17 protein-coding genes and 7 tRNA genes are annotated in these 24,723 nt (G+C 40.8%); 9 read left to right on the forward strand and 15 right to left on the reverse strand.

Annotated features, from left to right (window positions below):
• From queF to ACOQOE_RS13520, 3 genes are read right to left on the reverse strand one after another with little or no spacing between them, the layout of a single operon-like run.
• Window positions 1-825 carry an NADPH-dependent 7-cyano-7-deazaguanine reductase QueF gene (queF, locus tag ACOQOE_RS13510; protein ID WP_420554239.1) on the reverse strand — a complete coding sequence of 275 codons (825 nt, stop codon included), beginning with the start codon at window positions 823-825 and terminating at the stop codon, window positions 1-3.
• Window positions 825-1,598: an ABC transporter permease gene (locus tag ACOQOE_RS13515; protein WP_420554240.1), complete on the reverse strand. Its 774-nt coding sequence runs from the start codon at window positions 1,596-1,598 to the stop codon at window positions 825-827. The genes queF and ACOQOE_RS13515 overlap by 1 nt, the downstream gene beginning before the upstream one ends.
• Window positions 1,595-2,527: an ABC transporter ATP-binding protein gene (locus tag ACOQOE_RS13520; RefSeq protein WP_420554241.1), complete on the reverse strand. Its 933-nt coding sequence runs from the start codon at window positions 2,525-2,527 to the stop codon at window positions 1,595-1,597. The genes ACOQOE_RS13515 and ACOQOE_RS13520 overlap by 4 nt, the downstream gene beginning before the upstream one ends.
• Before the next feature lie 237 nt (window positions 2,528-2,764).
• On the opposite strand from ACOQOE_RS13520, the gene ACOQOE_RS13525 reads away from it, so the two are divergent.
• Window positions 2,765-3,160 (forward strand): PA2817 family protein, encoded by a 396-nt coding sequence (locus tag ACOQOE_RS13525; RefSeq protein WP_420554242.1) that lies wholly within the window; start codon window positions 2,765-2,767, stop codon window positions 3,158-3,160.
• Window positions 3,161-3,186: 26 nt separating this feature from the next.
• Here the strand turns inward: ACOQOE_RS13525 and ACOQOE_RS13530 are convergent, their stop codons facing one another.
• The 10 genes from ACOQOE_RS13530 to ACOQOE_RS13575 all read right to left on the reverse strand — a co-directional run bounded on the left by ACOQOE_RS13530 (window position 3,187) and on the right by ACOQOE_RS13575 (window position 8,784).
• On the reverse strand, window positions 3,187-6,039 hold the full coding sequence (locus ACOQOE_RS13530; protein ID WP_420554243.1) for a putative bifunctional diguanylate cyclase/phosphodiesterase: 2,853 nt from the start codon (window positions 6,037-6,039) through the stop codon (window positions 3,187-3,189).
• Window positions 6,040-6,044: 5 nt separating this feature from the next.
• The gene (locus tag ACOQOE_RS13535) at window positions 6,045-7,247 is read right to left on the reverse strand and encodes a hypothetical protein (RefSeq protein ID WP_420554244.1); all 1,203 of its coding nucleotides are present in this window, start codon (window positions 7,245-7,247) and stop codon (window positions 6,045-6,047) included.
• Window positions 7,219-7,629, reverse strand: a complete 411-nt coding sequence (locus ACOQOE_RS13540; protein WP_303415555.1) for a hypothetical protein — start codon at window positions 7,627-7,629, stop codon at window positions 7,219-7,221. The genes ACOQOE_RS13535 and ACOQOE_RS13540 overlap by 29 nt, the downstream gene beginning before the upstream one ends.
• A 172-nt stretch (window positions 7,630-7,801) precedes the next feature.
• Window positions 7,802-7,877: transfer RNA gene (locus ACOQOE_RS13545), tRNA-Glu, on the reverse strand.
• A gap of 28 nt (window positions 7,878-7,905) precedes the next feature.
• A tRNA-Gly gene (locus ACOQOE_RS13550) sits at window positions 7,906-7,980 on the reverse strand.
• 17 nt (window positions 7,981-7,997) lie between these two features.
• Window positions 7,998-8,073: transfer RNA gene (locus ACOQOE_RS13555), tRNA-Glu, on the reverse strand.
• Window positions 8,074-8,101: 28 nt separating this feature from the next.
• Window positions 8,102-8,176, reverse strand: a tRNA-Gly gene (locus ACOQOE_RS13560).
• Window positions 8,177-8,194: 18 nt separating this feature from the next.
• Window positions 8,195-8,270, reverse strand: a tRNA-Glu gene (locus tag ACOQOE_RS13565).
• A 352-nt stretch (window positions 8,271-8,622) separates the two neighbouring features.
• Window positions 8,623-8,697, reverse strand: a tRNA-Gly gene (locus ACOQOE_RS13570).
• A gap of 11 nt (window positions 8,698-8,708) precedes the next feature.
• A tRNA-Glu gene (locus ACOQOE_RS13575) sits at window positions 8,709-8,784 on the reverse strand.
• Between the two features lie 141 nt (window positions 8,785-8,925).
• On the opposite strand from ACOQOE_RS13575, the gene ACOQOE_RS13580 reads away from it, so the two are divergent.
• The gene (locus ACOQOE_RS13580; protein WP_420554245.1) at window positions 8,926-9,666 is read left to right on the forward strand and encodes a hypothetical protein; all 741 of its coding nucleotides are present in this window, start codon (window positions 8,926-8,928) and stop codon (window positions 9,664-9,666) included.
• Here ACOQOE_RS13580 and ACOQOE_RS13585 read toward each other — a convergent pair.
• Window positions 9,656-10,726 (reverse strand): YeeE/YedE family protein, encoded by a 1,071-nt coding sequence (locus ACOQOE_RS13585; RefSeq protein WP_420554246.1) that lies wholly within the window; start codon window positions 10,724-10,726, stop codon window positions 9,656-9,658. The genes ACOQOE_RS13580 and ACOQOE_RS13585 overlap by 11 nt on opposite strands.
• Before the next feature lie 504 nt (window positions 10,727-11,230).
• Between ACOQOE_RS13585 and ACOQOE_RS13590 the strand changes: the two genes are divergently transcribed.
• From ACOQOE_RS13590 to ACOQOE_RS13600, 3 genes are all read left to right on the forward strand, one after another.
• Window positions 11,231-12,958: a hypothetical protein gene (locus tag ACOQOE_RS13590; RefSeq protein WP_420554247.1), complete on the forward strand. Its 1,728-nt coding sequence runs from the start codon at window positions 11,231-11,233 to the stop codon at window positions 12,956-12,958.
• Window positions 12,958-14,652 (forward strand): hypothetical protein, encoded by a 1,695-nt coding sequence (locus ACOQOE_RS13595; RefSeq protein WP_420554248.1) that lies wholly within the window; start codon window positions 12,958-12,960, stop codon window positions 14,650-14,652. The genes ACOQOE_RS13590 and ACOQOE_RS13595 overlap by 1 nt, the downstream gene beginning before the upstream one ends.
• 106 nt (window positions 14,653-14,758) lie before the next feature.
• Entirely contained in the window at window positions 14,759-16,507 is a 1,749-nt protein-coding gene (locus tag ACOQOE_RS13600; protein WP_420554249.1) for a DUF6035 family protein, read from the forward strand.
• 12 nt (window positions 16,508-16,519) lie between these two features.
• Here the strand turns inward: ACOQOE_RS13600 and ACOQOE_RS13605 are convergent, their stop codons facing one another.
• Window positions 16,520-17,464 carry a hypothetical protein gene (locus ACOQOE_RS13605; RefSeq protein ID WP_420554250.1) on the reverse strand — a complete coding sequence of 315 codons (945 nt, stop codon included), beginning with the start codon at window positions 17,462-17,464 and terminating at the stop codon, window positions 16,520-16,522.
• A gap of 329 nt (window positions 17,465-17,793) precedes the next feature.
• Here ACOQOE_RS13605 and ACOQOE_RS13610 point away from each other — a divergent pair, with 329 nt between their 5' ends.
• The 4 genes from ACOQOE_RS13610 to ACOQOE_RS13625 are packed head-to-tail and all read left to right on the forward strand — an operon-like array spanning window position 17,794 to window position 24,665.
• The gene (locus ACOQOE_RS13610; protein WP_420554251.1) at window positions 17,794-19,263 is read left to right on the forward strand and encodes a DUF3375 family protein; all 1,470 of its coding nucleotides are present in this window, start codon (window positions 17,794-17,796) and stop codon (window positions 19,261-19,263) included.
• A 35-nt stretch (window positions 19,264-19,298) separates the two neighbouring features.
• Complete coding sequence (locus ACOQOE_RS13615; RefSeq protein WP_420554252.1) at window positions 19,299-20,048, forward strand: DUF4194 domain-containing protein; 750 nt, start codon at window positions 19,299-19,301, stop codon at window positions 20,046-20,048.
• Window positions 20,045-23,467: an ATP-binding protein gene (locus ACOQOE_RS13620; RefSeq protein WP_420554253.1), complete on the forward strand. Its 3,423-nt coding sequence runs from the start codon at window positions 20,045-20,047 to the stop codon at window positions 23,465-23,467. Before ACOQOE_RS13615 ends, ACOQOE_RS13620 begins: the two co-directional genes overlap by 4 nt.
• The gene (locus tag ACOQOE_RS13625; RefSeq protein WP_420554254.1) at window positions 23,460-24,665 is read left to right on the forward strand and encodes a Wadjet anti-phage system protein JetD domain-containing protein; all 1,206 of its coding nucleotides are present in this window, start codon (window positions 23,460-23,462) and stop codon (window positions 24,663-24,665) included. The genes ACOQOE_RS13620 and ACOQOE_RS13625 overlap by 8 nt, the downstream gene beginning before the upstream one ends.
• Window positions 24,666-24,723: the final 58 nt, after the last annotated feature.

Here is a 24,723-nt window from a genome sequence, read left to right on the forward strand (position 1 = left end):
TTATTGTCGACTTAAACGTAGATTATCGATATCTTCCATTTCACTACTTCTGAATGGGTTTATATCCAATCCACCACGGCGCACATAACGAGCATAAACGTTTAAACTATCTGGTTTACAACGTTCCCAGATATGCATAAAGATATTTTCTACACACTGCTCATGGAAATCACCATGTTCACGATAAGAAATTATATATTTTAGTAAACCTTCTCGATCAATCTCCTTACCAGAGTAGCTTATACCTAAAGTTGCCCAATCTGGCTGCCCTGTTACAGGACAGTTAGATTTTAAGAGGTGGCTATATAGAACCTCTTCAACCTGATCTTCACAGGTAAACAACAACTCGGGATCTGGTGTGTATTGTGTAATCTCAACATCTTGGTTATCAATACAGAAGCCGGTGAATTGGCCAAACTCTGGCGCCTGATCCGGATGATAGATCCTTACATTAACTCGTCCTCCCGCCGCTTCAGAAAGGTCTTTAATCAATAAGGCCTCAACCTCTTTCTGCGATTCAAACTTACTCAAATTAAGTGAGTTTAAATAAAGCTTAAAGGATTTAGACTCAATGATATTTTTACTATCAGCAAACACGCGAAATTCAGCAAGACGAACCTCCGGCTTCCCTCGCTGATTTATCCAAGAAAGCTCATAAGCATTCCAAATATCGACCCCTTTGAAGGGTAACGCACTACGATCAACACCCTGTTCTTTCCAATTTAGGTCACGTGCTATTGGATATAATATCGAGGCATCGTAACTATTAATATACTCAGTGTCTTGGCCAAGCGGCGAGTTTTTTACATCATCATTTGTATTCATTAACTACGAATTCCTTTGCCATTTTGAAGCAGATAAAGTGCATAAGTGAAGAGCCCACCAATAAACAGCAAGATCATCATAAAAGCGAACCCAACATTTATATCACTCACCCCCAAAATACCGTAACGGAAGGTATTCACCATATAAAGAATAGGATTCAGCTGAGATACGCCCTGCCAAAATTCAGGTAATAACTGAATTGAATAAAAGACACCGCCTAAATAGGTAAGTGGCGTCAAAACAAAGGTAGGAATAATACTGATATCATCAAACGAGTTAGCAAATACCGCATTAATAAACCCGCCCAAAGCAAACAAAACAGCGGTCAGGAAAACGATTGTGATAGTTACCAATAGATTTTGTACCTGCAGCTCCGTAAAAAATAGGGACAGCAAGGTTACTATCAAACCCACACCTAAGCCTCGTACTACGCCACCGAGGACAAAACCACTTAAAATAATCCAGTTTGGTACAGGCGATACGAGTAATTCCTCAATACTACGTTGGAACTTAGTACTATAAAATGAGGAGACCACATTACTGTATGAGTTGGTAATAACGGACATCATAATTAAACCTGGAACAATATATTCCATATAATTAAAGCCGCCCATCTCTCCTATACGACTGCCGATTAAATTACCGAAAATAATAAAATACAGCGTCATAGTGATTGCGGGCGGAAGTAAAGTTTGCGGCCAAATACGGGTAAAACGACGTACTTCACGGCGAAAAATAGTCCAAAAAGCGATAAAAAGATCGTGGGCGTTCATGCTTTATCCTGATTAAGATTTTTATCCACAAGCGATACAAACAACTCTTCCAGTCTATTTGATTTATTTCGCATACTTCGCACTGACAGATTTTGAGCTTGTAAACGTTCAAACAAACTATTTAAGCCCTGTTCCTTCTCAACGTCTACTTCCAAAACATTATCTGTAATCAAACGAACGACGTATCCATCTAATTGCGGCGTTTCAGACAAACTCGCATCGATATCTAAAATAAACGTTTCTGTTGTGAGCTGCTGTAGTAAGGCTCGCATACTGGTATTTTTAATAATCTGGCCTTTATCGATAATAGCGATATTTCGACATAAGCTTTCCGCTTCTTCCAGATAGTGCGTCGTTAAAATAATCGTAGTACCCGACGCATTTAGCTCACGCAAAAACTCCCACATCGAACGACGCAACTCAATATCAACACCTGCCGTTGGCTCATCCAATATCAGTAACTTTGGGTCATGCATCAGAGCACGCGCGATCATCAAACGACGTTTCATCCCGCCTGATAACATACGAGCTGCACCATTGCGCTTTTCCCACAAACCTAACTTTTTAAGATAGTAATCAGCCCGCTCTGAAGCTATGGACCGCTTAATCCCATAATATCCAGCCTGCGTCACTAGGATGTCTTTGACATTTTCAAACATATTGAAATTAAATTCTTGTGGAACAACACCTAAGTTAAGCTTTGCTCCCGTCAGATTGTCATCAATATCAATACCAAAAATAGATACCTTGCCGGACGTTTTATTAACTAATGAGGAGACAATACCTAAGGTCGTGGACTTACCTGCACCATTAGGTCCAAGTAGTGCAAAAAAATCGCCCTCAGCCACATCAAAAGAGATCTCTTTTAACGCCTCAAAACCATTGCCATATACTTTATGTAACTTTTCAACTGTTAACGCTAATGTCATCTAGCTATCCCGACTTAAAATAAGGGGGTGAACGTGAATTTTTGAAAGAGTATAGGTTCTACTATCTACACCAAATAGACGCAGTTCCGCCATATCATCCATAAACTATATAAACGAACAACGGCCGTACATTGTAAGTAACTCTATTTTGCTTTCAATGGATTATTTATTCAGATCAAACTAGCAGGCTTAAGTTCCACCTTATAAAATAGCTTCACCATGATATCGGAGCCCGAAATGACATCTTACCAAATTCACCATCTTAATTTCCTGAAAATTGCATATAACAATTTGATAAAGTGCGAGCCCTTTACGCATGATGAGATCACACAAGAAGACGAGACCTTTATTCTTAGCCTTAAACAACTTATTGAAGACTTTGAAGCCGGTAACGAAAACATCTATATAACTGGAGAACAAATTCTAGAACGTGCTTTTAGAATGTACCCAGCCCTCGCCCACTTAATCGCTAGGGATCTACTCTGGTTTTTTGGAGGTAGTTGTCTACATAACATGGCCGACGACGAGATAGATAAATTCCAACAGCTAGATGAACTGCGATTCAGCGCAGAAGAAAATAATGAAGAGTTTGATTACCTAAACAAACGTGCAAGTATATTTAGTCAGAACTAGTGTAGAAGCATACACTCCCTATTCTCTTATTCAAATGTTATATCCACTGCTTGGTTAGCGACAAAACCTACAAGCTCTGCGCCCGGCAGTGGTCGACTAAAATAATAACCTTGGATTAAATGACAACCGTGCAATCTAAGGTAAGCAAGTTGCTCACTTGTTTCCACCCCTTCGGCAAGTACTTTTAAACCTAAACTTTTTGCCAATACAATAATTGCTTTCACAATCGCTTCACCTTCTGGATCAATCCCTATATCACGCACAAAGCTTTGATCAATCTTTAAGGTATTGAGTGGTAATTTTTTCAAATAACTAAGAGAAGAATAGCCTGTACCAAAATCATCCATAGAGAGCGAGATACCCATCTCTCTGATTTTTTGCAGCTTAGGAATCGTGATTTCAGGCTGACGTAATAAAAAATTCTCGGTCACCTCCAAATCAACTAGTTTAGGGTCTATGCCTGTCTCATGTATTACTTGTTGCACAGTCGACAATAAACTTTCATGCATAATCTGCTGACCAGCAACATTAACCCCCATACAAATATGTATACCTTCATCATGTAAGATCTTCCCTTGCTTACAAGCCTCGCGTAACACCCATTCGCCAATAGGTACAATCAATCCTTGCTCTTCAGCTAAAGGAATAAATTTGGCGGGAGAGATCATACCAAGCTCTTTATGCTGCCAACGAAGAAGCGCCTCCGCTCCCATCACGCTACCTGAACTCGTATCTATTTGAGGTTGAAAATAAACCTTAAGCTCATCACGCTCTAATGCTCGTCGCAGATCATTAATTAAAGAAAAGCGTTCATAACGCTCACTACCGCGCTCATCATGATAAAAACGTAGCTGATTTTTACCTCGCTCTTTCGCATCAAACATGGCCACGTCTGCATATTGCACAAGCGTAGTTACATCGACAGCATGTTCAGGATAGATCGCAATACCAATACTCAAGGTACTAAATATTTCGTAACCTTCAATAATAAAGGGCTCTCTAAATGCTGTTAAAGCATGCGAAGCAATATCCTCAAGCTCTTGAATTGAAGAACAAGCTTCAAGCAAGACAGTAAACTCATCACCACCCAAACGAGCCAAAAGACCCTTACTACCAATTACATTTTGAATACGCTCAGCCGCTTGCTTTAACAGTTCATCTCCCACAGGGTGGCCTATGGAATCATTAACATCCTTAAAGGAATCTAAATCACAAAAAAGTACAGCGATAATATCCTCACCACCCAAATGCCGAGCAAGCGCTTGCTCTACCAGATTATTAAACATCAATCTATTAGGTAAGGCGGTGAGCGAATCATGATTTGCAATCCACTCAAGGCTTTTTTCAGCATGCTGGCGTTCTGTAACATCCATGCCTATAGATAAAACCTGTGCATCTGAATCTGGGATATTTAATGCAGAATGCAACCATGAAATCTGTAATACTTGACCACTTTGAGCTCGAATCCCCGCTGAAATCTGTATCTTATTTTCTTGCTTATTTAACAAACGTTCCATTAACGCTTGATGCTCTTTCACATCTTGCTGATCATGCTGCAGATCAAAAAAACTAAGTGACGTCACTTCCTCATTGTTAAGCCCAAGTATACCTAGACCAAAACGGTTAATTGTCTCTATATTACCCTCATCATCTAAGGTCATAATAATTGCTTCAGCAGTATTCAAAAGACTGGTAACAAAATCACGCTCTGCCTCAAGCTGGACTGATCTCTCAGTCAAATTTACTGCGCGTTCAAGTAAAGACGTTTCTAAATGTTCAAGCTGTTGTGAAACCTCTAAGGTACTATTTTGTAAGAGATCTAGCTCATCCTCAAAAATATTACTCCGCTTGATTGTATGTATACCTAAACGAATATCTTCATAGGAACTTTTTGCGAGAAGCGGTAGAAGCGACGATACTTTAGCGAGTACACTCAAAGGTGAGCGCAAAACAGTCAATAAAAACAGAGCCGCCACAAAAAGCCCTGCTCCAGAAACCAATAAGCTCTGTACTAGATCATCTCTCGCCGCCATATAAGTATTTGTATGGTCTTCTATAAGAATCCAGTAAGCTTGCCCAGGAATCGTTCCCTCAGGAGGCCTTAAAATAATCTGGTAATGACGGCGATTGGCATCAATTTCATACATCCCTCCTTCGGTAGAGATATGCTGCTCGTTTATTAATGTATTTAACAGCATTTCATTTTCAGACTTTTGAGTTAAATACTTAAGCTCCAGCGTTTGTAATCGAGCATTATCAATACTTTCAGCCGGCTGTAAGGCAAGACCTATATCTCGTCCTGTTTGATGATTAAATTCAAGAATGATATCGCGCATCTCACGCCCAACGACGACTACACCAACTTGGCTATTCTCCAAAGTAACGGGCATAGCAATAAAACGTAAGCATTGTTCGGCGCAATGAAAAAACTTAACGGGCGATTCAATCTCTTGAACTTGAGTGATAACAGATACAGGAAAGTCGACAAAGATACCGTCTTTAACAACAAGTTTGCCTGCACTATCATAAAAATAGATAGCATCCATTGATCCGCTCATAACTAGATCTGGAAAGAGGGTTCCGATAACCTCCATATATGCTTCCGATCTTATGTTTCCCTCATACTGTTTATTAACAACGAGGGGGATGATTTCTGCTAAATTGAGCAGTCGATCATAAGAGGTAGCGACCAGCCCTTCTAGCACATCCACATCGCGTTTTATAAATTCAAGACGCTGTTGCTCACTTTTCTTTTCTAAGCTTAAATAGGAATAATAGCCATAAATAAGATGCACCATAGTCAATGCAAAAACTAAGTATATAAATACCTTCCAGCGCAAGCTAAAAAAAGAGCGACTACTCGCATGCACATCCGTCATCTTTATTAAAACCTATAGGTTGCTTGGAGAAGAAACAGATCCCAATTCTCTTTTTTCTTGGTTTGATCAGGATTATCTTGTGTTGCTAACCAACCCGTCCCTTCTACTTTGTGCCATTCGGCACGGAACAGCCAATGAGAGGAAGGCTCCCAACCAACCCCAAGCGTCCAATCGAAAGCATATTGATTATAAGCAGGCACTCCCAATAGCGCTTCCGTCTTTTTACCATCTTTATCGTCCTCATCTATATAAAATACATCTCGTCGAGCAAACATAGATAACTCAGACGTAAACCTATGCTCTAACTGTAGATAAAAAGATTCACTGGCCGTTTCAGGCTTAAGCGAAAATACGCCTCCTAAACTACCCCAATCAACATCTTGCCGAAAATACTCCCCCGTCAAACTCCACTTATCCCAATTGTATTGTAATGACAAAACAATAACGCCAAGATCGAGACGACCATCACCAGGCGCCCCAGGAGCCGGAGTCGAGGGGTGATCAAAATCCAACTTGAAATTCCCATAAGTAAAAGCGCCGATAAAACTATAGTCATTCAAACTATACTCTGTACGCCAAAGGTAGCCTCGAGTCTGATCAAATGAACCAGGCCAATCGTCATTCAAATACGCATATTCCACATTTTTATCTTTGCGCGGGGCGCCGACTAATAACTCCGACTTAATACGTCCACCGCTCAACATTTTCGTTCCATAAAGTATCAAGCCATCAGAAGATAGCTCTAGATTTCGGGCTCGGTCAAAATAGAGCGATTGAGGCAGCATAATTGAAGGCCGTGTAAACGCTACATCACGCGTCGTATTATAAAAACCAAATGGATTTTTTACCCGCCCTACCTGTATACCTGCATGTCCCCATTGCTGCTCTAAGAAACGATAATCGACTAAGGCATAATCAACACTTAATTTACCATCATCCACTTCCCCCGCCCGACGAGAAACCAACTGCCCGGAGACTAAAAACCGTTCACTTAAGCGCGTAGTTGAACTAATACCAAGCTCTCTAAAATCAAAACTTCCGCTCTCACTCTTACCATAGAAATTATTATCGTCAGTTAAGGAAAACCCTTGGGTAACAAAACCATTAACTTCCCAATCAATATCATCTGCCGCAACAAAATCCACCCATAGCAGACTGAAAAGAAGTGCACTAAACCACCTATTTAACCAGCAAAGTCTTAGCATCACTGCTCCCCCCCTTATCCATGGATATATACCCTATCGCTCCTTTATTTTTAGATACTTTATCTAGCATCTCGTCAAAGGACTCTACAACCATTGGGGACTGTCCTGAGCCAGAAAAAACAGATCGATCCCAGATTTTCACTAACTGATAAGGGAAGAGTTTTAATTCTTTTTTAACAAACATTTGATGTTCTGCTTTATGGGGAGGAAGAATATAAACCCTAACTGACTGACCATCGGGCCAAACACGAGTTTGCATCGAGAAAATAGAGAGGAGGTATTGTCGGCTAACGCTATCAAGTGAAACACTTGAATTGACGATAACCTCAGACGAAACTATCCGAGGAAGCACTAACAATAATAAAAATAACAGAAGTCGGATCATACAATGAATACAACCACATCCTATGTGAAATAACCTAGACTCGAAATAAAAAATCTTTATTTCGAACAAACAAGGTACAACGCATAGTAGTCTAGTTCAAGAAAAGAGATTTTTCTCAAAGCTAAGCATTAATTCATTTTATTGGGCGATACAACAAAGAAAAATAAGGAAATGGCGTCCCATAGGGGGTTCGAACCCCTGTTACCGCCGTGAAAGGGCGGTGTCCTAGACCTCTAGACGAATGGGACACAAAAAATTCAAATTCACTTCTGAATTTGGAGCGGGAAACGAGGTTCGAACTCGCGACCCCAACCTTGGCAAGGTTGTGCTCTACCGCTGAGCTATTCCCGCACAAGCTTCAAAGAGAATGGCGTCCCATAGGGGGTTCGAACCCCTGTTACCGCCGTGAAAGGGCGGTGTCCTAGACCTCTAGACGAATGGGACACAAAAAATTCAAATTCACTTCTGAATTTGGAGCGGGAAACGAGGTTCGAACTCGCGACCCCAACCTTGGCAAGGTTGTGCTCTACCACTGAGCTATTCCCGCTGATCTCTTTAAAGATAATGGCGTCCCATAGGGGGTTCGAACCCCTGTTACCGCCGTGAAAGGGCGGTGTCCTAGACCTCTAGACGAATGGGACGCTACATCCTTGCAAGACGTGTTGCCTTGTAAGGAGGCGCGTATATTAAAGAACTGATTCTTAGGGGTCAACCCTATTTTTAAGAAAAAAGAACACTTTGTTTTCTATCCATGGGTTGCAAATACAGCAAACAGCCCTAACGCTGTTTTCCCCCTAACCCATTGGTAATATTAAAGAACTTCCAACAAGGCAAACTCATGACAGCTTTACACCCAATACACATCATTTTTTGGCCACACAAGTACTAATAAGGTAGATTTTCAGTGAAGGAAGGCAGCTTAATAAACAGTTATCGGAGGGATAAAAAAAACCAACATAAGCCAGCTGATAGAATAAACGGGATAGTAGAAGATGGAGCGGGAAACGAGGTTCGAACTCGCGACCCCAACCTTGGCAAGGTTGTGCTCTACCACTGAGCTATTCCCGCAATGCTTTAAATGGCGTCCCATAGGGGGTTCGAACCCCTGTTACCGCCGTGAAAGGGCGGTGTCCTAGACCTCTAGACGAATGGGACGCAACAAGCTTCACCAGCTCATTAAAGCGGGGCAAATAATACTGATCTAACATTAAAAATACAAGTATTTTATTTGATTATTTACCTATAAAATCAGAGCTGTTTCCGATAGTGTAAAGTGATTAGAAATAGGACACTTTCATGAGCCCAACTTACATAGCAGTTATTATTCTTTGTGGCGTTGCTCTCATGGCCTGTATAGCCTTTGTCATACAGGATATTGAAAACAAAAAGCGTGAACGTAAGCTTCGCTTAATCAGTTTAAAGTCTGGCATTCGTAGGGCATCTCATCTACTGGATGCCTTCCCCCCCATTCTAATGACTACCGAAATCCGTTCCCTACTTTGCAAATATTTAGAAGCTCGCTGGACAGCAGTTGTCGAATTAGATTCGAGCGAAAGCAATAAACAACAAAGAGCCACCTTTCAAGCTCAAGCAGCTATTTTGCCAGAACCAGTAGCTCATCCATCCGGCTCCATGACCATATTTAAAAGCCATACAGAAGCAGCCAGAGCTATGGGAATCATAAAAGAGCTCGCTCAATTCATTACCGACATAAAAAATAAAGGCGAAATCAACCACGACATTGCTGATAACTTAACAAAAGGTGCGAAACAGACCTATGCACGTATAGAGGTCGATGTAGAACTACTAAATGCAATGGAAACGGAGAAGTCTAGAGGCCCCGAAGTCGTCATACATCACTACCGTAGCTGCTTTAGCAAGTTGCAAAACCTCAATTACCACCAAACGCTCGATCGACAATTATACGAAATCCGCACACATGTCGGCCAACTGGCTGAAAAAATAGATACAGCAGCAGAAGAAAAAGCAAAAGAGAAGGCAGAGGAAAAAGACTCAGGTAAAAAGTTTAACTTCTAACCACTGAAAGTTCTCGCTTTCGATCAACAAAGGTATCGGTCAGACCTGCCCCAGCCCACATAGAAGCCAAAGCAATCCAAGCCGTAATAGAAAACGCAGAACCTCCAGTTAATCCTGCACCCACGGCACAGCCACCAGCCAGCATCCCTCCCATCCCCATTAGGCATGCACCCATAATGTAGCGCACCATACTACTACCATCTTTAAACCCCTCAAGCTTCAACGTACGGGAAAAGAAAGCAGCTAAGAACGAACCGATAAAAACACCAGGCACGAGCCCAACATCAAAATCCATTGGCGCCCCACCCGGCGTCAGAAAGTACATCAAGGTATCAGCAGAAGGTCCTGTAAAGGTCATGCTCTCAACTTGTGTAGATTCGAATGTTTGATAAGACATATGATAAGTAAACCACCAGCCGCCTACGACCATAGATCCAACACCCATAGAACCAATCCAAGCCCACGGCGTCAGTTTATTTTTTATACCATAGATCACAGCCACTACAGCACAGGCGATACTGATATATATGCCGGCATAATCACCTAAGCCAAGAAAACCTAATAATTCCAGCCCCCCATCTTCATGTAGTAAAACAGAATGGGCAACAGCATCCCTAGCCGGTGCAAAAATACCCCGTAAACTCGCTTGCGCTATAGCAGCAAACAATAAGCCTGAAAACAGAGCACGAAGGTTTCCTGTGGCTGCTAGCACAAGCAAGCGTGCTCCGCAGCCTCTCGCCAAAATCATACCCGCACCAAACATGAGTCCGCCAAGCACTGCACCCGATAAACTTCCATAAGATGCCAGCATTCTAGAATCAGTAATATCCAGCTCACCCATCAGAATAAGCGCTTGAGTCCCGCCTACCGCAGCAGAAAAAGTTAACAGCCAAATAGCCACCTTAGGCCCCATATTTCCACGCACAAATTCAACAACCGCGGCTCGTAAACAGAACTGACTTCGCTGGGCAAACACACCAAACATTAGCCCTAACATCAGTCCACCTAAGGCTGTTGCGCCATCTTCACCTAAGCTATCAATTAAAAAATCGAAATCCATAATGGCTAAACCTATACATAAACGTTAAAGCTAATAGGCACCGCGCAACAAAAAAAAAAGAGACTCACAATCTCACGCTCAATTGAGAAAGGAATGACCACTGAGGGCTATTAGATTATTTCTGGATGGAATAATAACAAAACAAATTAGTATATAAATTGACCTATACCAACAGGCGAGTAGATTTATTAACAAGAACTAATAAAGAGATTGTCGGATGTAGTTGGTACTGGAACTGAGTTCCAACTTGGTAGGATTGCTCAACCATCGATGAGCTCTATGGTACAGAAGAGTTTCTCAAAAAATTGAAATGCCAGAATCCTAATTAAGATGGAACTATTATTCTCAAAGAGCAGATACCCCAATCACTTTATAGTGACGAAAAGTACTGTCCTATGGCTGAAGCCACTGAATATAGACACTTAAGGGTGGAACGTAACTAGCAAGTCTTGTTATTTTAGGCAATCATACTCTCAAGAAAGTCTAAGGAAGGAAGAGAATAAGATGTCAGTTAGCACTATAAAACAGCAGCTTCTTAAAGACTTAAAGGCAGGGAATACACTTAAAGCACTTTGTGATATTTATTTAGCCGAAGTAAATACGGGGCCCTCCAGTAGTTTAATCCTAGCAGTTGCAAAACTTCACAATACGAAAACTTTTGACCTTAATGAGCTGTTGCTGGGAGCTACACGTAATAACACACACTATGATTTGTTCATATTGCTTGATGTGTACGCATCATCATTACCATACATTAATTGCACCACCGCAGATGTTATGGGCTGTATAACCCATCTCTTGAATCAAGCAGGAAATGATCTATCCGTAGGAGATATCCACAAAGCCTTTCTCAATTTCTGTAAAAAGGATATTCAGCGTTCTAAAGATGCCTTATTCGCCATTCTTACTGATACCGACAAGTATTCTTCACTGACGTCCAGTGCAATTCTTGCAGCACAGAAACTTAAACCATCTTGGGCTTTAGAGCAGATAAAAGAACTCATCGAACATGAAACTCCAAGCATTAGATCTCAAGCCTTCATATCTATAAGTCAGCTGGATCTAGCCGAAGATCAAACATACGAGACTCTAATTACACTCATAAAAGAATCAGTAGAAAAAGAAACAGACGATTTTTCTAAAGCCCAATTGTTAAGGGCAATTATCTCTATTGGTGAGAAAAGCAAAACCAATTGGGATGATATAAAGATTCTGATCAATAAAATTGCCGCACAAAGGCAACCAGAAGTTGTTTATGCAGCGTCCCACATATCAGCCTTTTTTAGAGAAAACATTCCCCAAAATATTCTTGATCAACTGACTAATTGCCTCACAAGTAGCCCACTGGAATATGCAGGAACCGTGAGTAATATTGACTACATCCTTGTAGACCAAATCAAAGATAATCGTCTTTCTGAAGCAGCTAAACTTCTTGAATGCCTACTGAAAAAAAATGCCGAACTAGAAGTCAGAGCATTTAAGTCTTTCTCACACTTAATTCTCAAAGATCAGTCTTCACAGCTAAGCATGCTGATTACGATGTGGTTTTTATCAGGTGACCCAAAACTATGTAAAGCAGTTATGGATCTTATGGAAGAGTCGCCAAAAGATACTGCTATCGCCGCAGATATAAAACAACTAAGCACGTCAGATAAGAACCTATTATTCGTAAGTCGCAAGGCCATTGGCTGGTTGTTTTCCCGTCCAGTAGCAGCAAGCAGCTTTATTCTTTCCCTTTACCCACAGTGCTCAGCAGAAACAAAAAAAGAACTTAATGACTTACTGTTTGATCCCCTATTACTTAGTTACTCAGGTGATTTAAAGGACTACCTAAAAAGCATCAGCCAACAACCCGCTTATCAAGATATATGTAATAGCTTATTTACAAAGCTCGAGTCCTATAAGGACGGTTTAAAGGACACTTACGGCATAAAGGAATTAAAAGCCCCTCAAGAAAACTCTCAGCTATATAGGAAAGAATTTAATAAAGGAGTGCAAAAAGCACAGGATGAGGGGCCTAAACGACTATTCCATGAAATTTGCACAGTCCAGCATTTATTGTATGGGAACAGTTCAGTCTTTTACGTACATGATGGAAATGGAAATCAGCGTCGATCTGAGATGAAAATGCACTCTATTTCTCATTCTGCTGAATTACCCCGCCTTAACATAATCGACCCCGAAGGGCTTGATTATATGTTACGTACTTTTCGCGTTGAGAGGCTAAAATAATGAAACTAATTCTTAAACAGTATTTAGCTTCTCTAAGGGAAAGGGGCGAGCTAGATGTGGTGCTACCCGATCTACTAAGCCAAATGGGCCTAAATGTTTTCATTTCACCAACCAGAGGAGTCAAAGAATATGGAGTAGATATTGCTGCTGTCGGCAGTATCAAAGAAGGGGGTGAAAAGGTCTACCTATTTTCAGTTAAAGCAGGCAACCTAACAAGAAGCACTTGGGACGGCTCATCCGACCAAGCCTTGCGCCCTTCATTAAATGAAATACAAGATTCTTTCATTCCTAATCGAATACCCCCTGAACACTTAAATAAGCCTATTGTTATTTGTTTATGTTTTGGTGGCGATGTTAGCTCTGTAATACGCCAAGAAGTCACTGGCTATGAGAAGAACAACACTAGAGGGAATATTTCATTTGAAGAGTGGAATGGCGACAAGCTTTCAGAATTGATAATAGAATATTTGTTAAAGGAAGAGCTTTTACCAAAGGACTGGCAATCCTTACTAAGAAAATCACTTGCTCTTATTGATGAACCTGAATCCTCCCATAATCACTTTCAGAGACTAATATGCTTTATTCTGGAGAGGAGTGATAATGATGAAAAAGCATCTAATGCGCTTAATAAAATCAACTTGTACCTATGGATATTGTTCGCGTGGTGTCGTGAAGAAAGCAATTTAGAATCAGCATACCTTTCTGCTGAAAAAGCAGTTTTACTTTCATGGGAATCAATAAAAGAATATAACAATAGCAAAGTAACATCTTCGTTTTCTAGTTTACTAAGCACCTATCATTCCATTACGAGTGAATATATTGATAACCGTATCATCCCTCACACCCACAAAAAACATGCGATTTCTAACGCAATATCTTCTCCGTGTTCTATAGATATAAACCTCAAACTATTCGATCTCTTAGGGCGAATTTCGATTAAAGGGGTTTGGATTCTACAGCAATTAACCCAAAGCTATGAGGCTACCCCACCTACAGATCAACTCAATACGGAACAAACAGGCCTTATCAATAAACTCGATACCCTAACTGAATCATTGAAGCAACTGATTCATAATAATCCGCTATTGCTATCACCTTATAAGGACTCGCAAGCAATCGATATCGCACTTGCATTGTACTTACTTTGTCAGGACGATAAGCATGATGAATTTGTAGTCAGCTGGCTTGAGGCCATTATTGAAAATTCCATATTTACGTTCGCTTCAAATGGAATGTACCCAACAATTTTACAGAGTTATGAGCAACTACTTGAACATCGTCATAAAGATAAGGCTAATAAAAAATACAAACACAAAGTGACTCAAGGAAGCATCCTTTACCCATTATTGGCCCTCTACTGCGCTTTATACAAGGCAGAAAATGCTGGAGGAAAACTGACAAGCTTTGCAGAGAAAGATATGAAGCACTGCACTCTGCAATACTGGTACCCAAATTCATCATCAGAAGGTTGTTTATATTCAAATTCTGACACTCACGGAACAGCCTCGACTGATTTCCCAATTCATCAAAAAGACGTGATAAAACACGTAAGCAATGAATGCCAAATGTCTAAAACCTTCCATCTTCTTTCAGCTGTTAATAAGGGACACTATCCGTTAGTGCTTTTAGCCTGTCGTTGCTATCGTTACCCAATACCTTTTCATGTACTCGAAGATTGGATGCAACTGCAATAACCCCACTATCTAGGTACAGGGACATTTAAAATACCCAAAAAAGAGCTAGTGAGCAAAACGTAGCAAGCAGAAACGATATCGACACATTACCGCATCAAGGAAGAGCATGAAAATACAACTGATAGACTATTGGAACGGATCAAGTTACGAGCTTATTGATGGACTTAGATTTTTTGACGAGCTAAACCCAAAGACATACCAACGGCTCAGAATGGAAATAAATGACGCAAGAAATTCGAAGAACACCCCCTTGCTTCGCTGCAGCTTATGCAAAGAACCCCTCTATATCAGAGCCAAGAATCTATCTGATAAACATGAGTATTTTCCAAGTCACCATAAGGCGATTTCTGAGGAACAAGAACAGTGCCCACAAAGAAGTAATACTCATATTCCTATAGAGATAATACGAGCTCTTAAATACCAAGGAGCAGCTGAAAGTAAACTGCATCATGATCTAAAACACCATATCGCAGAAATACTAAAATTAGATTCAAGAATACCTAACGAAACCATACATATCGAGAAAATAATCAAGGTTAAGGGTGAGTGGCGAAAGCCAGATGTTCAAGCTTCATTAGGCGGACTCGTAACAGCATTTGAAGTACAGGTATCTACTGAAATGGCTCCGATGATTTCTGTCAGGCAGTATTTCTATCAAAAATTCGGTCGAATAATTTGGATCATGCCTACTTTTGATCCAGGCAAGATACGGCAAAGCCAAATCGATATTGCTATCACAAACAATGACCACTTATTTGTGCTAGATGATGAGATGATCCAGCTAAGTTTTGAAAGAAAAGAATTACACCTTCGTTGCTGGATTCATATGCCCTATAGAAATGACTGTGATATCGAGTATGAATGGCAACAACAACCAATCCACCTATCTGAAGTTCAATTTAGAAATGGACATCCATATATCGTCGATGTGGCAACAATAGAATCCGCGATTAAGGCAGAATGTGAACTGATCGAGGAAAGTAAAAAACAGCCTACTACTGACCCAACCCCTACAAAGAAAGTAGTATCCTTAGAAAGGCAGCTATGGGATAGATGGTTTAGCATTTGCGATTCAATCACTGATGATGCTATTCAACAGCTCCTTATTTCCACTATAACCAAACAGTATCAACAAGGTAGCCAATCCTCCCACCTTTTAGGAATCCTCTTAAGACTATACGGGCTTAATTGGAAAGACCTACAGTGCAATGATACTACTCTAGCTTTGTTACAAAGTGCTGCAAATGGGCATCTTCATTGGGAAAATCAATCTTGGAAATGGGCGGTTCATCAAGTATGTCAAAACCACTCTAGATGGTTTGCTCCATTTCTTAAGCTGCTAAAGAAAAGCAACGTATGGCCCCTAGATGATCTGGCCCAGTCAAACATTTTCCAAGAAACCTATAGAGACTTAAAGCAAACTCCTATCTACTTAACATCTCAAGAAAAAACTCTTCTATCGTTGATGTTTCCTAATACCTTTGAAGGCACAGACAATAGTCTATGCAAATACGATCTAATCGATTTCAAAACAAATGGGTTTTGTTATACGGCAGAGCTTAGGACAAGAAAAAACAGTGATATTCTTGATGTTGTTTTCTCGGATGTTTATGGCTATCAAACCGCCTGCTTAAGGGAAGATATCTCCAAGAGGCAGATGAGAAGGGATCTAGAACGAATGATACATCACCACTCTAACTCCAACACTTGGTTACCAATGCCAAATCTACCACCTAACGCTGATCATGAGGTTATACACTTTCCTGTGGGGAACTCAGGGAAGGCTAATTTCTTTGGTAAAATAGATAATCAACTATTAACTCTAGAAAAAGAACTCCAAAGTCTTACAAGTTAATTGATACTAGTATCAATTTAAGACCCCGCTCGAATTTACCTCAAGAACCCTTCTGACATCTTGTACGTTATATTTTCCACTAAAGCCAAAGTGATATGCAGGGATCTCTGTATTTCCAAAATAAGCTACTAGTGGATAGATACGCCCATGAACTTCAGAAGAAATTTGATCTGCTTTTTCTTCAACAGGAAGTCGGTTCTCACTTAGAAAATAGCCTAACATCGCCTTCCTCACCATGATGTGATTCTTTGGCAATAAATAGTCTCTCTCCATCAAAGCTTCAAACTGACTCCCATTAATTGGATTAGGCACGACTCTTATCGGCACAAGAGTATCCCAATCAACATCTGAGACCCCTTTATCAATTACTTCTGGCTGCACTCTTATCTCACTAAGAAACCTAGTGACCACAAAATCCTTTATTAAATCATTGTCATCAAGATCCACCGCCCTTAGATGAAAACGCCCATGAGCATTAACTATTTTAAGAGGTAACAGATTCCTCTCTATACCACCTGGATTTCTAGTAGAGGCGTAAATAGATCTGATTAGATGACTTCCTTCTATTGCTGCCTGAATAGAACAAAGAGCTTTTACAGGCACTTTGCGTTTTAGCACAAAACATGGAGATATATTTGGAGAACTAGGAGGAATAATTGTAGGAGTTGACTCCCACACGAGGTCATCTTCACCAAGAAAAAAAGGATTGAAAGATCCATGAGGCCTAAAAGCCCTAGTCTTCTCTCCAGGTGCGGTCTCATGAATGTTATGTGTAATTCGAGAGTACTCTGCAATATCCTTTCTAGCTTGTTGTTTAGAGACATGGAATGTATCGGCAATCATTCCAGAAGTAACAGACCTTTCCCACAACAACTGCCTTTCAACATATCTGAATCTAACCCATTGAGCATAAGTTATCGAAACACTGTGCTGCTGTACGAAATCTTCGAATTTCACTGAGTAGTCCTTGAAGATGTTTAGAACTTGTTGCCAGTGATCATACCACTGTATCAATAAACAGTAACACTTTATTACTGATTCAATCTATACTTTGCAAAGTTACTTTGCTTTTTATGCAATTATTTATTGCTTATATTGGAAATATAATATCCTCTGCTTGAGGCTGGATACTACAAATCACCGTTAAGCAAGATCGAAGTTAGATGCAATAGATCTCTTTTTGAAAACAACTTATAGCGCTATGATGGATAGCCTCAGGTAAGAGAACCTGCATCATCGAATTAGAGTTAACCGATGATTTTCATCACAAACGGATTGGTAAGAAGATGAAATACAAGCAAGCTCATATCGCTTTCAGCGAGGCGATGAACGCCCCGACTATGAAAATGCTGATCGCAAAGCACAGTGCATTCGTATTGGCCTTTCTCAGCGATGTTTTCAGCGAACAATCTGAAATTGAATTCAACGATTTTTTACTCCACTTAAGTGCAGTGCTTGAAGATCAACGTGTCAATGAGCTGAATGGGCCTCATGAAGACACAAACGCACGCTATCACTATGACCGTTGGATTCGTAACAACTGGATACGAGAAATGGATGGCAAGGTCATTAAGACCGAAGCTTTTGAACAAGCATCCCGTTTCGCCATGTCGCTCGAAAACCGAACTAGCGGTGTAACCTCCAACCACCTTCAACTTGTTCACAACACGATTAAAGACTATTCCAGTAAACTGAATAGCACTCCCGAAGAACGTATTAAGTATCTTGAATCTCAGATTTCTGATCTAAAAAAAGAAGTATCTGCATTACGCCGTGGTGAGTTCGTGCCTATGTCTGATCTTGAACGCCGTGAAGGTATTCAGGAGATCTACCAACAGGCGGAATTATTAACAAAGGATTTTCGCTATCTTGAGGACGAAACTATTCGTGTAGATCGCAAGATGCGACAAAAAATAGCAACAAGTGATAGCTCTCGCGCCAGTGTCTTAGAAACGGTCCTCAATTTAGAAGACGAGATTTTTTCAACAGAAGCAGGCTCTTCCTTTACCGAATTTGACGCATTACTCCGTGACACTCAGCGCCAGGAAGAAATCAATACTCTGCTTATAAGCATCCTTGCCGAGCCTGAAAGTGCTCAGCATCTCAATACTGACCAGAAGCGATACTTATCTCGATTTGTTCGAGAACTTAATAAAGAGTCAGGTCGAATTAGGGATGTCCGTAAAAAAACATCCGAGAGATTACGAGACCACATAACCAGTTATCAAGACATTGATCTGGGAGCTATTGGGAAAGTTCTTTCTCAAATAGAGCACTCAGCCATCTCTATTCATAATCATATTGGGAATGAGGTTTCTAAAACATACCGCGCCATCCCTGTAACAAGTGCATGCCTGAAAGTTAAAACCCGCAACCCTATTAGGCTTCATACACTTAAAACTCCTATTTCTGCTGAGGTTGAATCACATGATACATCTTCTGAACTAAGTGACGTTGCGCTTGAAGCTATGAACACCTTGCAAGCCCGTCGTGTTGCAGAACGAGTCAGAGAGTTGTTGCGCCAAACGGGTCGATCTATGACTCTGGGCGAAATTACCGAAGCACAACCGCTCACTTCTGGTGTGGAAGAATTAATAGCCTTAATACGTGTCGCTAAAGCCTCTTCAGCATTGGAATCGGAAGCACGTGAGCGTGTGACATTCACTGAGGATGGTAAAACCAAAACTGCAGATATTCCCTTTTTATCACTTCACGCTTCAGGCTTTCCTAACCATATTGAAGACATGAACCTTTGATCATGTCAGGCAGCTGTTTATTTGAGAGGATTACAATGGAAAACTCCAAACCTAGCATTTTTGACGACCTCACTTCTATCAACTCGGCTGAAGGCCTTGCTGCTAATGGCGAAAGTGAAGCATCAGATAGCGGAGCTGTAAGCGATGCAGAAGTCTCACCTGATATGGAGACAGCATTCACAATCGAAGTAATGCCACAGATGCGAGATTCACTGGTTTTCCTCCTAAAGAAAGGCTTAGTTGAATTAGAGAAAAACCAATCCATTTACAAAACAGTTAAGCAGTATCAGACCAATATCCGTGACTTTTTAGCAGCCATCTACATCGAGCTTGTGATTGATGATCTTAACGGCCTCATTTTTACTCGCTCCGTGACCAGAACCGATGACGATGGAAATGAAACTCTAGTCTGGGCACGAGGTCGAGAGGAAACATACCATCAATCTCTTGTGTACTTAGTGATACGACGCCACTTCCATGACCGTGAAATGGCAGGAGAAACGCAAATATTTATAGATGCCGAGTACATATCAGCCGAACTTCAGAAATACTGGAATGAAAGCGCATCAGGCACCAAAGATCAGAAGAAAATTGAAAACTGTATTAATCGTGCTGTCGAAGACAACATCCTCATTAAACCCAAAGCAAACGAAGGTGAGCGTTACCGTATATCCCCAATGGTGAAGCACCAACTAGATATGGACTATCTCCAGTCAACCCTTGCAAGTTACCAAGAATCTATTGATATCGAAATTGAAGACGAATTAGTGGGAGAACAATCATGACATCAATGACAATAAATGAATTGTTTTCCAACAATCGGGTTTGGGTATCGCAAATTGACTGTATCAATTGGGGTACTTTTGACGGGCACCACAGTGCAACATTGACCCCTGATGGCTTAATGGTTACAGGCGAAACTGGGGCAGGTAAATCAACACTTATCGATGGCTATATAACTCTCTTACAAGGTACTAATGGGCGTTACAATGTTGCTGCTGCTCAAGATGGTCAAAGCCGTGACAGAGATGTTTTGAGCTATATCCGTGGATACTATGCGAGCTCTGACTCAGGGGAAAATGATTGCCTTCGTAGCGACACGGTTGCCTCCGCCATCCGAGCAAGGTTTACATTCGAAGATGGTCGTACACTGATCGCAGCACTGATCTTATCCATTGAAGGTACTAGTCGCTCCAAATCCGATGTAAAACGCATGTATATATTGATGAATGATGATCTTTCTATAACAGATCTATATCGAGCGTATGCTGAAGATAAAAGGCGATTTAAAAAGCAGTTGTCTGAAAACAATCAATGCATTGTCCGTACTGATTCCTACAAAGAATATCGTTCCCACCTTTTGCAGTCATTGGGCATCGAAAACGAAAATGCAATAAGCCTTCTGTGTCGTGCAATGGGACTAAAGCAAATTCGGAACCTCGATGAAATGCTTCGCTCTCTAGTGCTAGAAGAAGGCGATTTTAAACAACGAGCAGAGTCTTCACTTGAAGAATCTGCTGCTCTCCATGAAATCAATGATGCCATTTTAGATGCTGAAGAGCAGATCGAAGAGCTAGAAACAATTAAAAATCAGCATGATCTTCATTCAGAGGCTGAATCACTCTTAAAAGAGGCAGAAACAGATACAGTACATGCTCGCAGCTTCTTTGCTCATTCAACGATTCCACACCTTCTACGAGCCAAGAAAATTTCTAAACAGGAAGCGGATTCTGTAGCGGAAGAAATTAGTAACAACGAATCCCAAAAAAGTTCATTAAAGTCTGAGTATGAGGTTTACCGAAGAGAGTTTGAGAACTTTGGCGGCAATCAGATTGAGGCGCTGGAGAAAGAAGCTGATTCAGTACGTGATGTTCTTGAAACACGAGAAGAACAAGCCAGACTGTATGCAAATATTGCTCAGTCACTTTCTCTAAATGCGTTGATTTCATTGGCCAACTTTGAGCAAAACCGTGCTCAAAAAAGCGAATCTATTGAGGCTATCGAAGGCTCTCAGGCAGATACACGTAATGAGATTTCTAAAGTAAGTCACAAACTGATTAATGTTGAAAATGAAATTAACTCCACTCAGTTAGAAATCGATGATTTAGCTCAGCGACGTTCCAATGTGCCAATGCCTTACCAGAAATTGCGTGATAAAATTTCTGAAGACCTTAATATCGATCCTGAATCCCTCATTTATATGGCTGAAATCATGAAGGTTAAGTCATCTGAATCGGAATGGCAGGGCGCTATCGAACGTGCTTTAGGTATGCGCAAACTGACATTATTAGTGCCAGCTGCTGATGAACATCGTGTAACTCAATACGTTAACCGCCGTCACCTGGGCTTAAATTTTAAAGCTCGTTCAGTAACGCCTGGTGCCAAGTTTGCGATGCCTACATTCAAGGACGATGGCTTTTTAAGAAAACTGGACTGGAAAGATCATCCTTACAGAGAAACAGTTAAAAATTTACTGGCTCATATTGATCTGAAGTGTGTAACTGAAGCTGAAATCAGCATGGTATCTCACGCGATGACAAAAGAAGGTCTTATTCATTATGAGAAAGGCCAATTTTCAAAAGATGATCGACATAAGATCAATGATAAAACTCGCTGGTCTCTAGGCTTTAGCAGTCAGGATCGTATGAATGCGTTGAATGAATTGCTGTCGAAACTAGAGCCTCAATTAGAGGAACTGAGTCAAGAATCTGAAAAACTAAATATTCGGCTAGAAACCTTAAGCACTCAAAAAGAAAAATGGGAGCAATTAAATCAGTACACTTGGGATGCCATTAATTTTCACCCAAAGATGGACGAACTAAAAAGGTTAGAAGAAAGACTGGAAGATCTGCGAAATAATCAACAAGATGCAGCAAGAGCCGAAGAGAAGATGCGCGATGTTGAAGGGCGCATCAAAGCTATCGAAGATACTGTACACAAACTTGTTGCAGATCAGACTCGTAAGGACGACCGATACAAAAAAGTCTGCAAAGAACATGAAAAAATGGAACTTGAATCCCAAGGCTTCAGCATGATTGAAGATTCCGTTATTCAGCGTCTCAGTGTTTATCTAACCGACCTTTCAGATATCACAGATTCTGAGAAAATTATTGATGACGCTGCAAAAAGTGTCAGCAAGGCATTTGAAGCTATCCATAAAAAAACGACTGAGCAAAAAGGTAAAATAAGTAACGCAGAGAGCAATATTAAGCTTGCTATTAAACGTTATAAATCAAAAGAAAATTGGGAAGTTTACTCTTGTAATTGGGGTTTAGAATTTGAGGATCGTCATGAATATATTGAGCATTATAGCTCGCTTGTAAATGAAGGATTGCCAAATCTTAAAGAGCGCTTCCAGAACAAACTTAACTCTCAAACCACCAGTAGCCTTTCTAGCTTAGTTAATCATTACCGTGATGAGCGCTTGGATATCCAAGAGCGCATAGAATCTATCAATAAGGTGCTTGAGCGAACTAATTTTACGCCAAGATCCTATTTGCGTATTGATATCTCAATTATCAAGAGCGTTATGGTTCAGGAGTTTGAAGCCAAAGTTCAAAAAGTACTTCAGCTGGCCTCAACCACTAATGAGTCACTTGATGCAAGGAAGCTCTTTAAGGCTCTGGAAGAGGTCAATGTGCTATTACGAGAAGCTCTCAGCAACCCTGATAAAAAGGCCAACAAAGAGTTAATCGATGTACGATATCAGATGAGTTTCACCGCAGTTGAAGTTGATCGTGAATCAGGTACTCAGCTTAACCGTTATGGTTCGAGAGGCACCCAAGGCAAGTCTGGGGGAGAAAAAGAGAGCTTCACAGGCATAATTTTAGCGGCGTCTCTTGCTTACGTCCTTACCCCTGATGGAACGACAAAGATTGGCTTCTCTACAGTTTTCTTGGATGAAGCTTTCAGTAATATGAGTGCTGCAGTAATCCGTCGAGTCATTCAGGTTTTCAAGGAAATGGGGCTTGTCCTAAACATAATCACCCCGTTTAAAAATATGGATATTGCTAAGGATGCCGCATCATCTGTTCTGATTGCAGATAAGGATGCAGGTAAACACCGATCAAGGTTGATTCAAATGTCCTGGGAAGAAGCTGAAAAACAACTCCAGCAACACCTAACTATTGATAATGCTCCATCAAATCAGAATGCTGAGAAGAAAAGCAGTGTTGAAGACTATGAGATCACTGTAAATGAGTAATCGTTTGGCTCTACCAGAAGAAGCCATCATGAGCGTTGCTAAGCGTTTCTGGGGAACTTTTGCCAAGCAGAAGGCACTTATCCTACGTGAAGTTGAACTCCCCTGGTCAAAATCTCTAGGGGGACTATCAGGCTCTCATTTGATAGATCGTATATCAGAGCATGGCGATTTCGTACATCGTTGGAAGCAATTTTCTAATCCAGACTTAGTTCAGTGGCGGACAGTCAACAAACAAGGCATAGGATCAATTGAGGTGCCAGAAAGGCTTGTAATAAAGAGTCTTGAAGACATTCTCAATTGTTTACCAGAGGAAGATCGCAAGACTTTCGACAACCGTAGCCACAGAATTAATGAATTAGCCCAAGGCTTGATAGCATCCTTTGGAAAAGTCGATTCACGAGGACTAATTGAAGCACTATGCGATTTCAACACGCTCGATTCTGCATCAGCACAATGGTGCAATGACCTGCTCACAATTATCCCTCAGTTGAGTCGCGGAATGGGCAAAGAAATTTATCTTCGTTCACTACCCATAAAACACGGGCATACCAAGTTCATCGAACGAAATACAAGTTTCATTGAACGAATCCTTGATTTTATTCATCAGGGAGAAGTATCTCAGCATGGAGGACTCCTCAATTGGCTTGGAGTTTCTGAGACTCCTAAAGGGTGGTTATATCTTAGGGGCCTATGTCCTTCTGTTCGCCAACAGCTCATGGGGCTGGATATGCTACGCGTGGATCAGGAGTCACTATCAGAACTAGATATCAAAGTTAAAAATGTTTTGATTGTTGAAAATCTTCAATCAGCGTTATCGATTCCCGATATTGAAAGTACACTCATTGTCACAGGTACAGGAAACAACCTTTCGTGGATAAATGGAACCTTATTAAAAAACAAACGAGTCGCCTACTGGGGTGATATTGATGTAGAGGGACTTAAGTTTCTTGCCGATGCTCGCACCTTTCAGCCTACTCTGACGGCACTCATGATGTCTCATGCAGAATGGAAAGCCTTTTCGATGTACCGTTCCACAGGCCCTAATTCAGTTAAAAAGATACCTGAGGGCCTGCTCGATCATGAGATAGAACTTTTCAATGAACTAGCGAGCTCAGAAAAGCCACGCCTTGAACAAGAATTTATTCATCAGGATTATCTTTCAGACCACTTACTCAAATGGGCCTCTCAAAATTCATGAGTGAACACTGCTCTGATCAATAAGCTTGCTAAAGATATTATGTTAACGTGATGAGCAT

It is taken from the genome of Neptuniibacter marinus, from assembly GCF_965223595.1.
GTDB classification, from domain to species: Bacteria; Pseudomonadota; Gammaproteobacteria; order Pseudomonadales; family Balneatricaceae; genus Neptuniibacter; species Neptuniibacter marinus.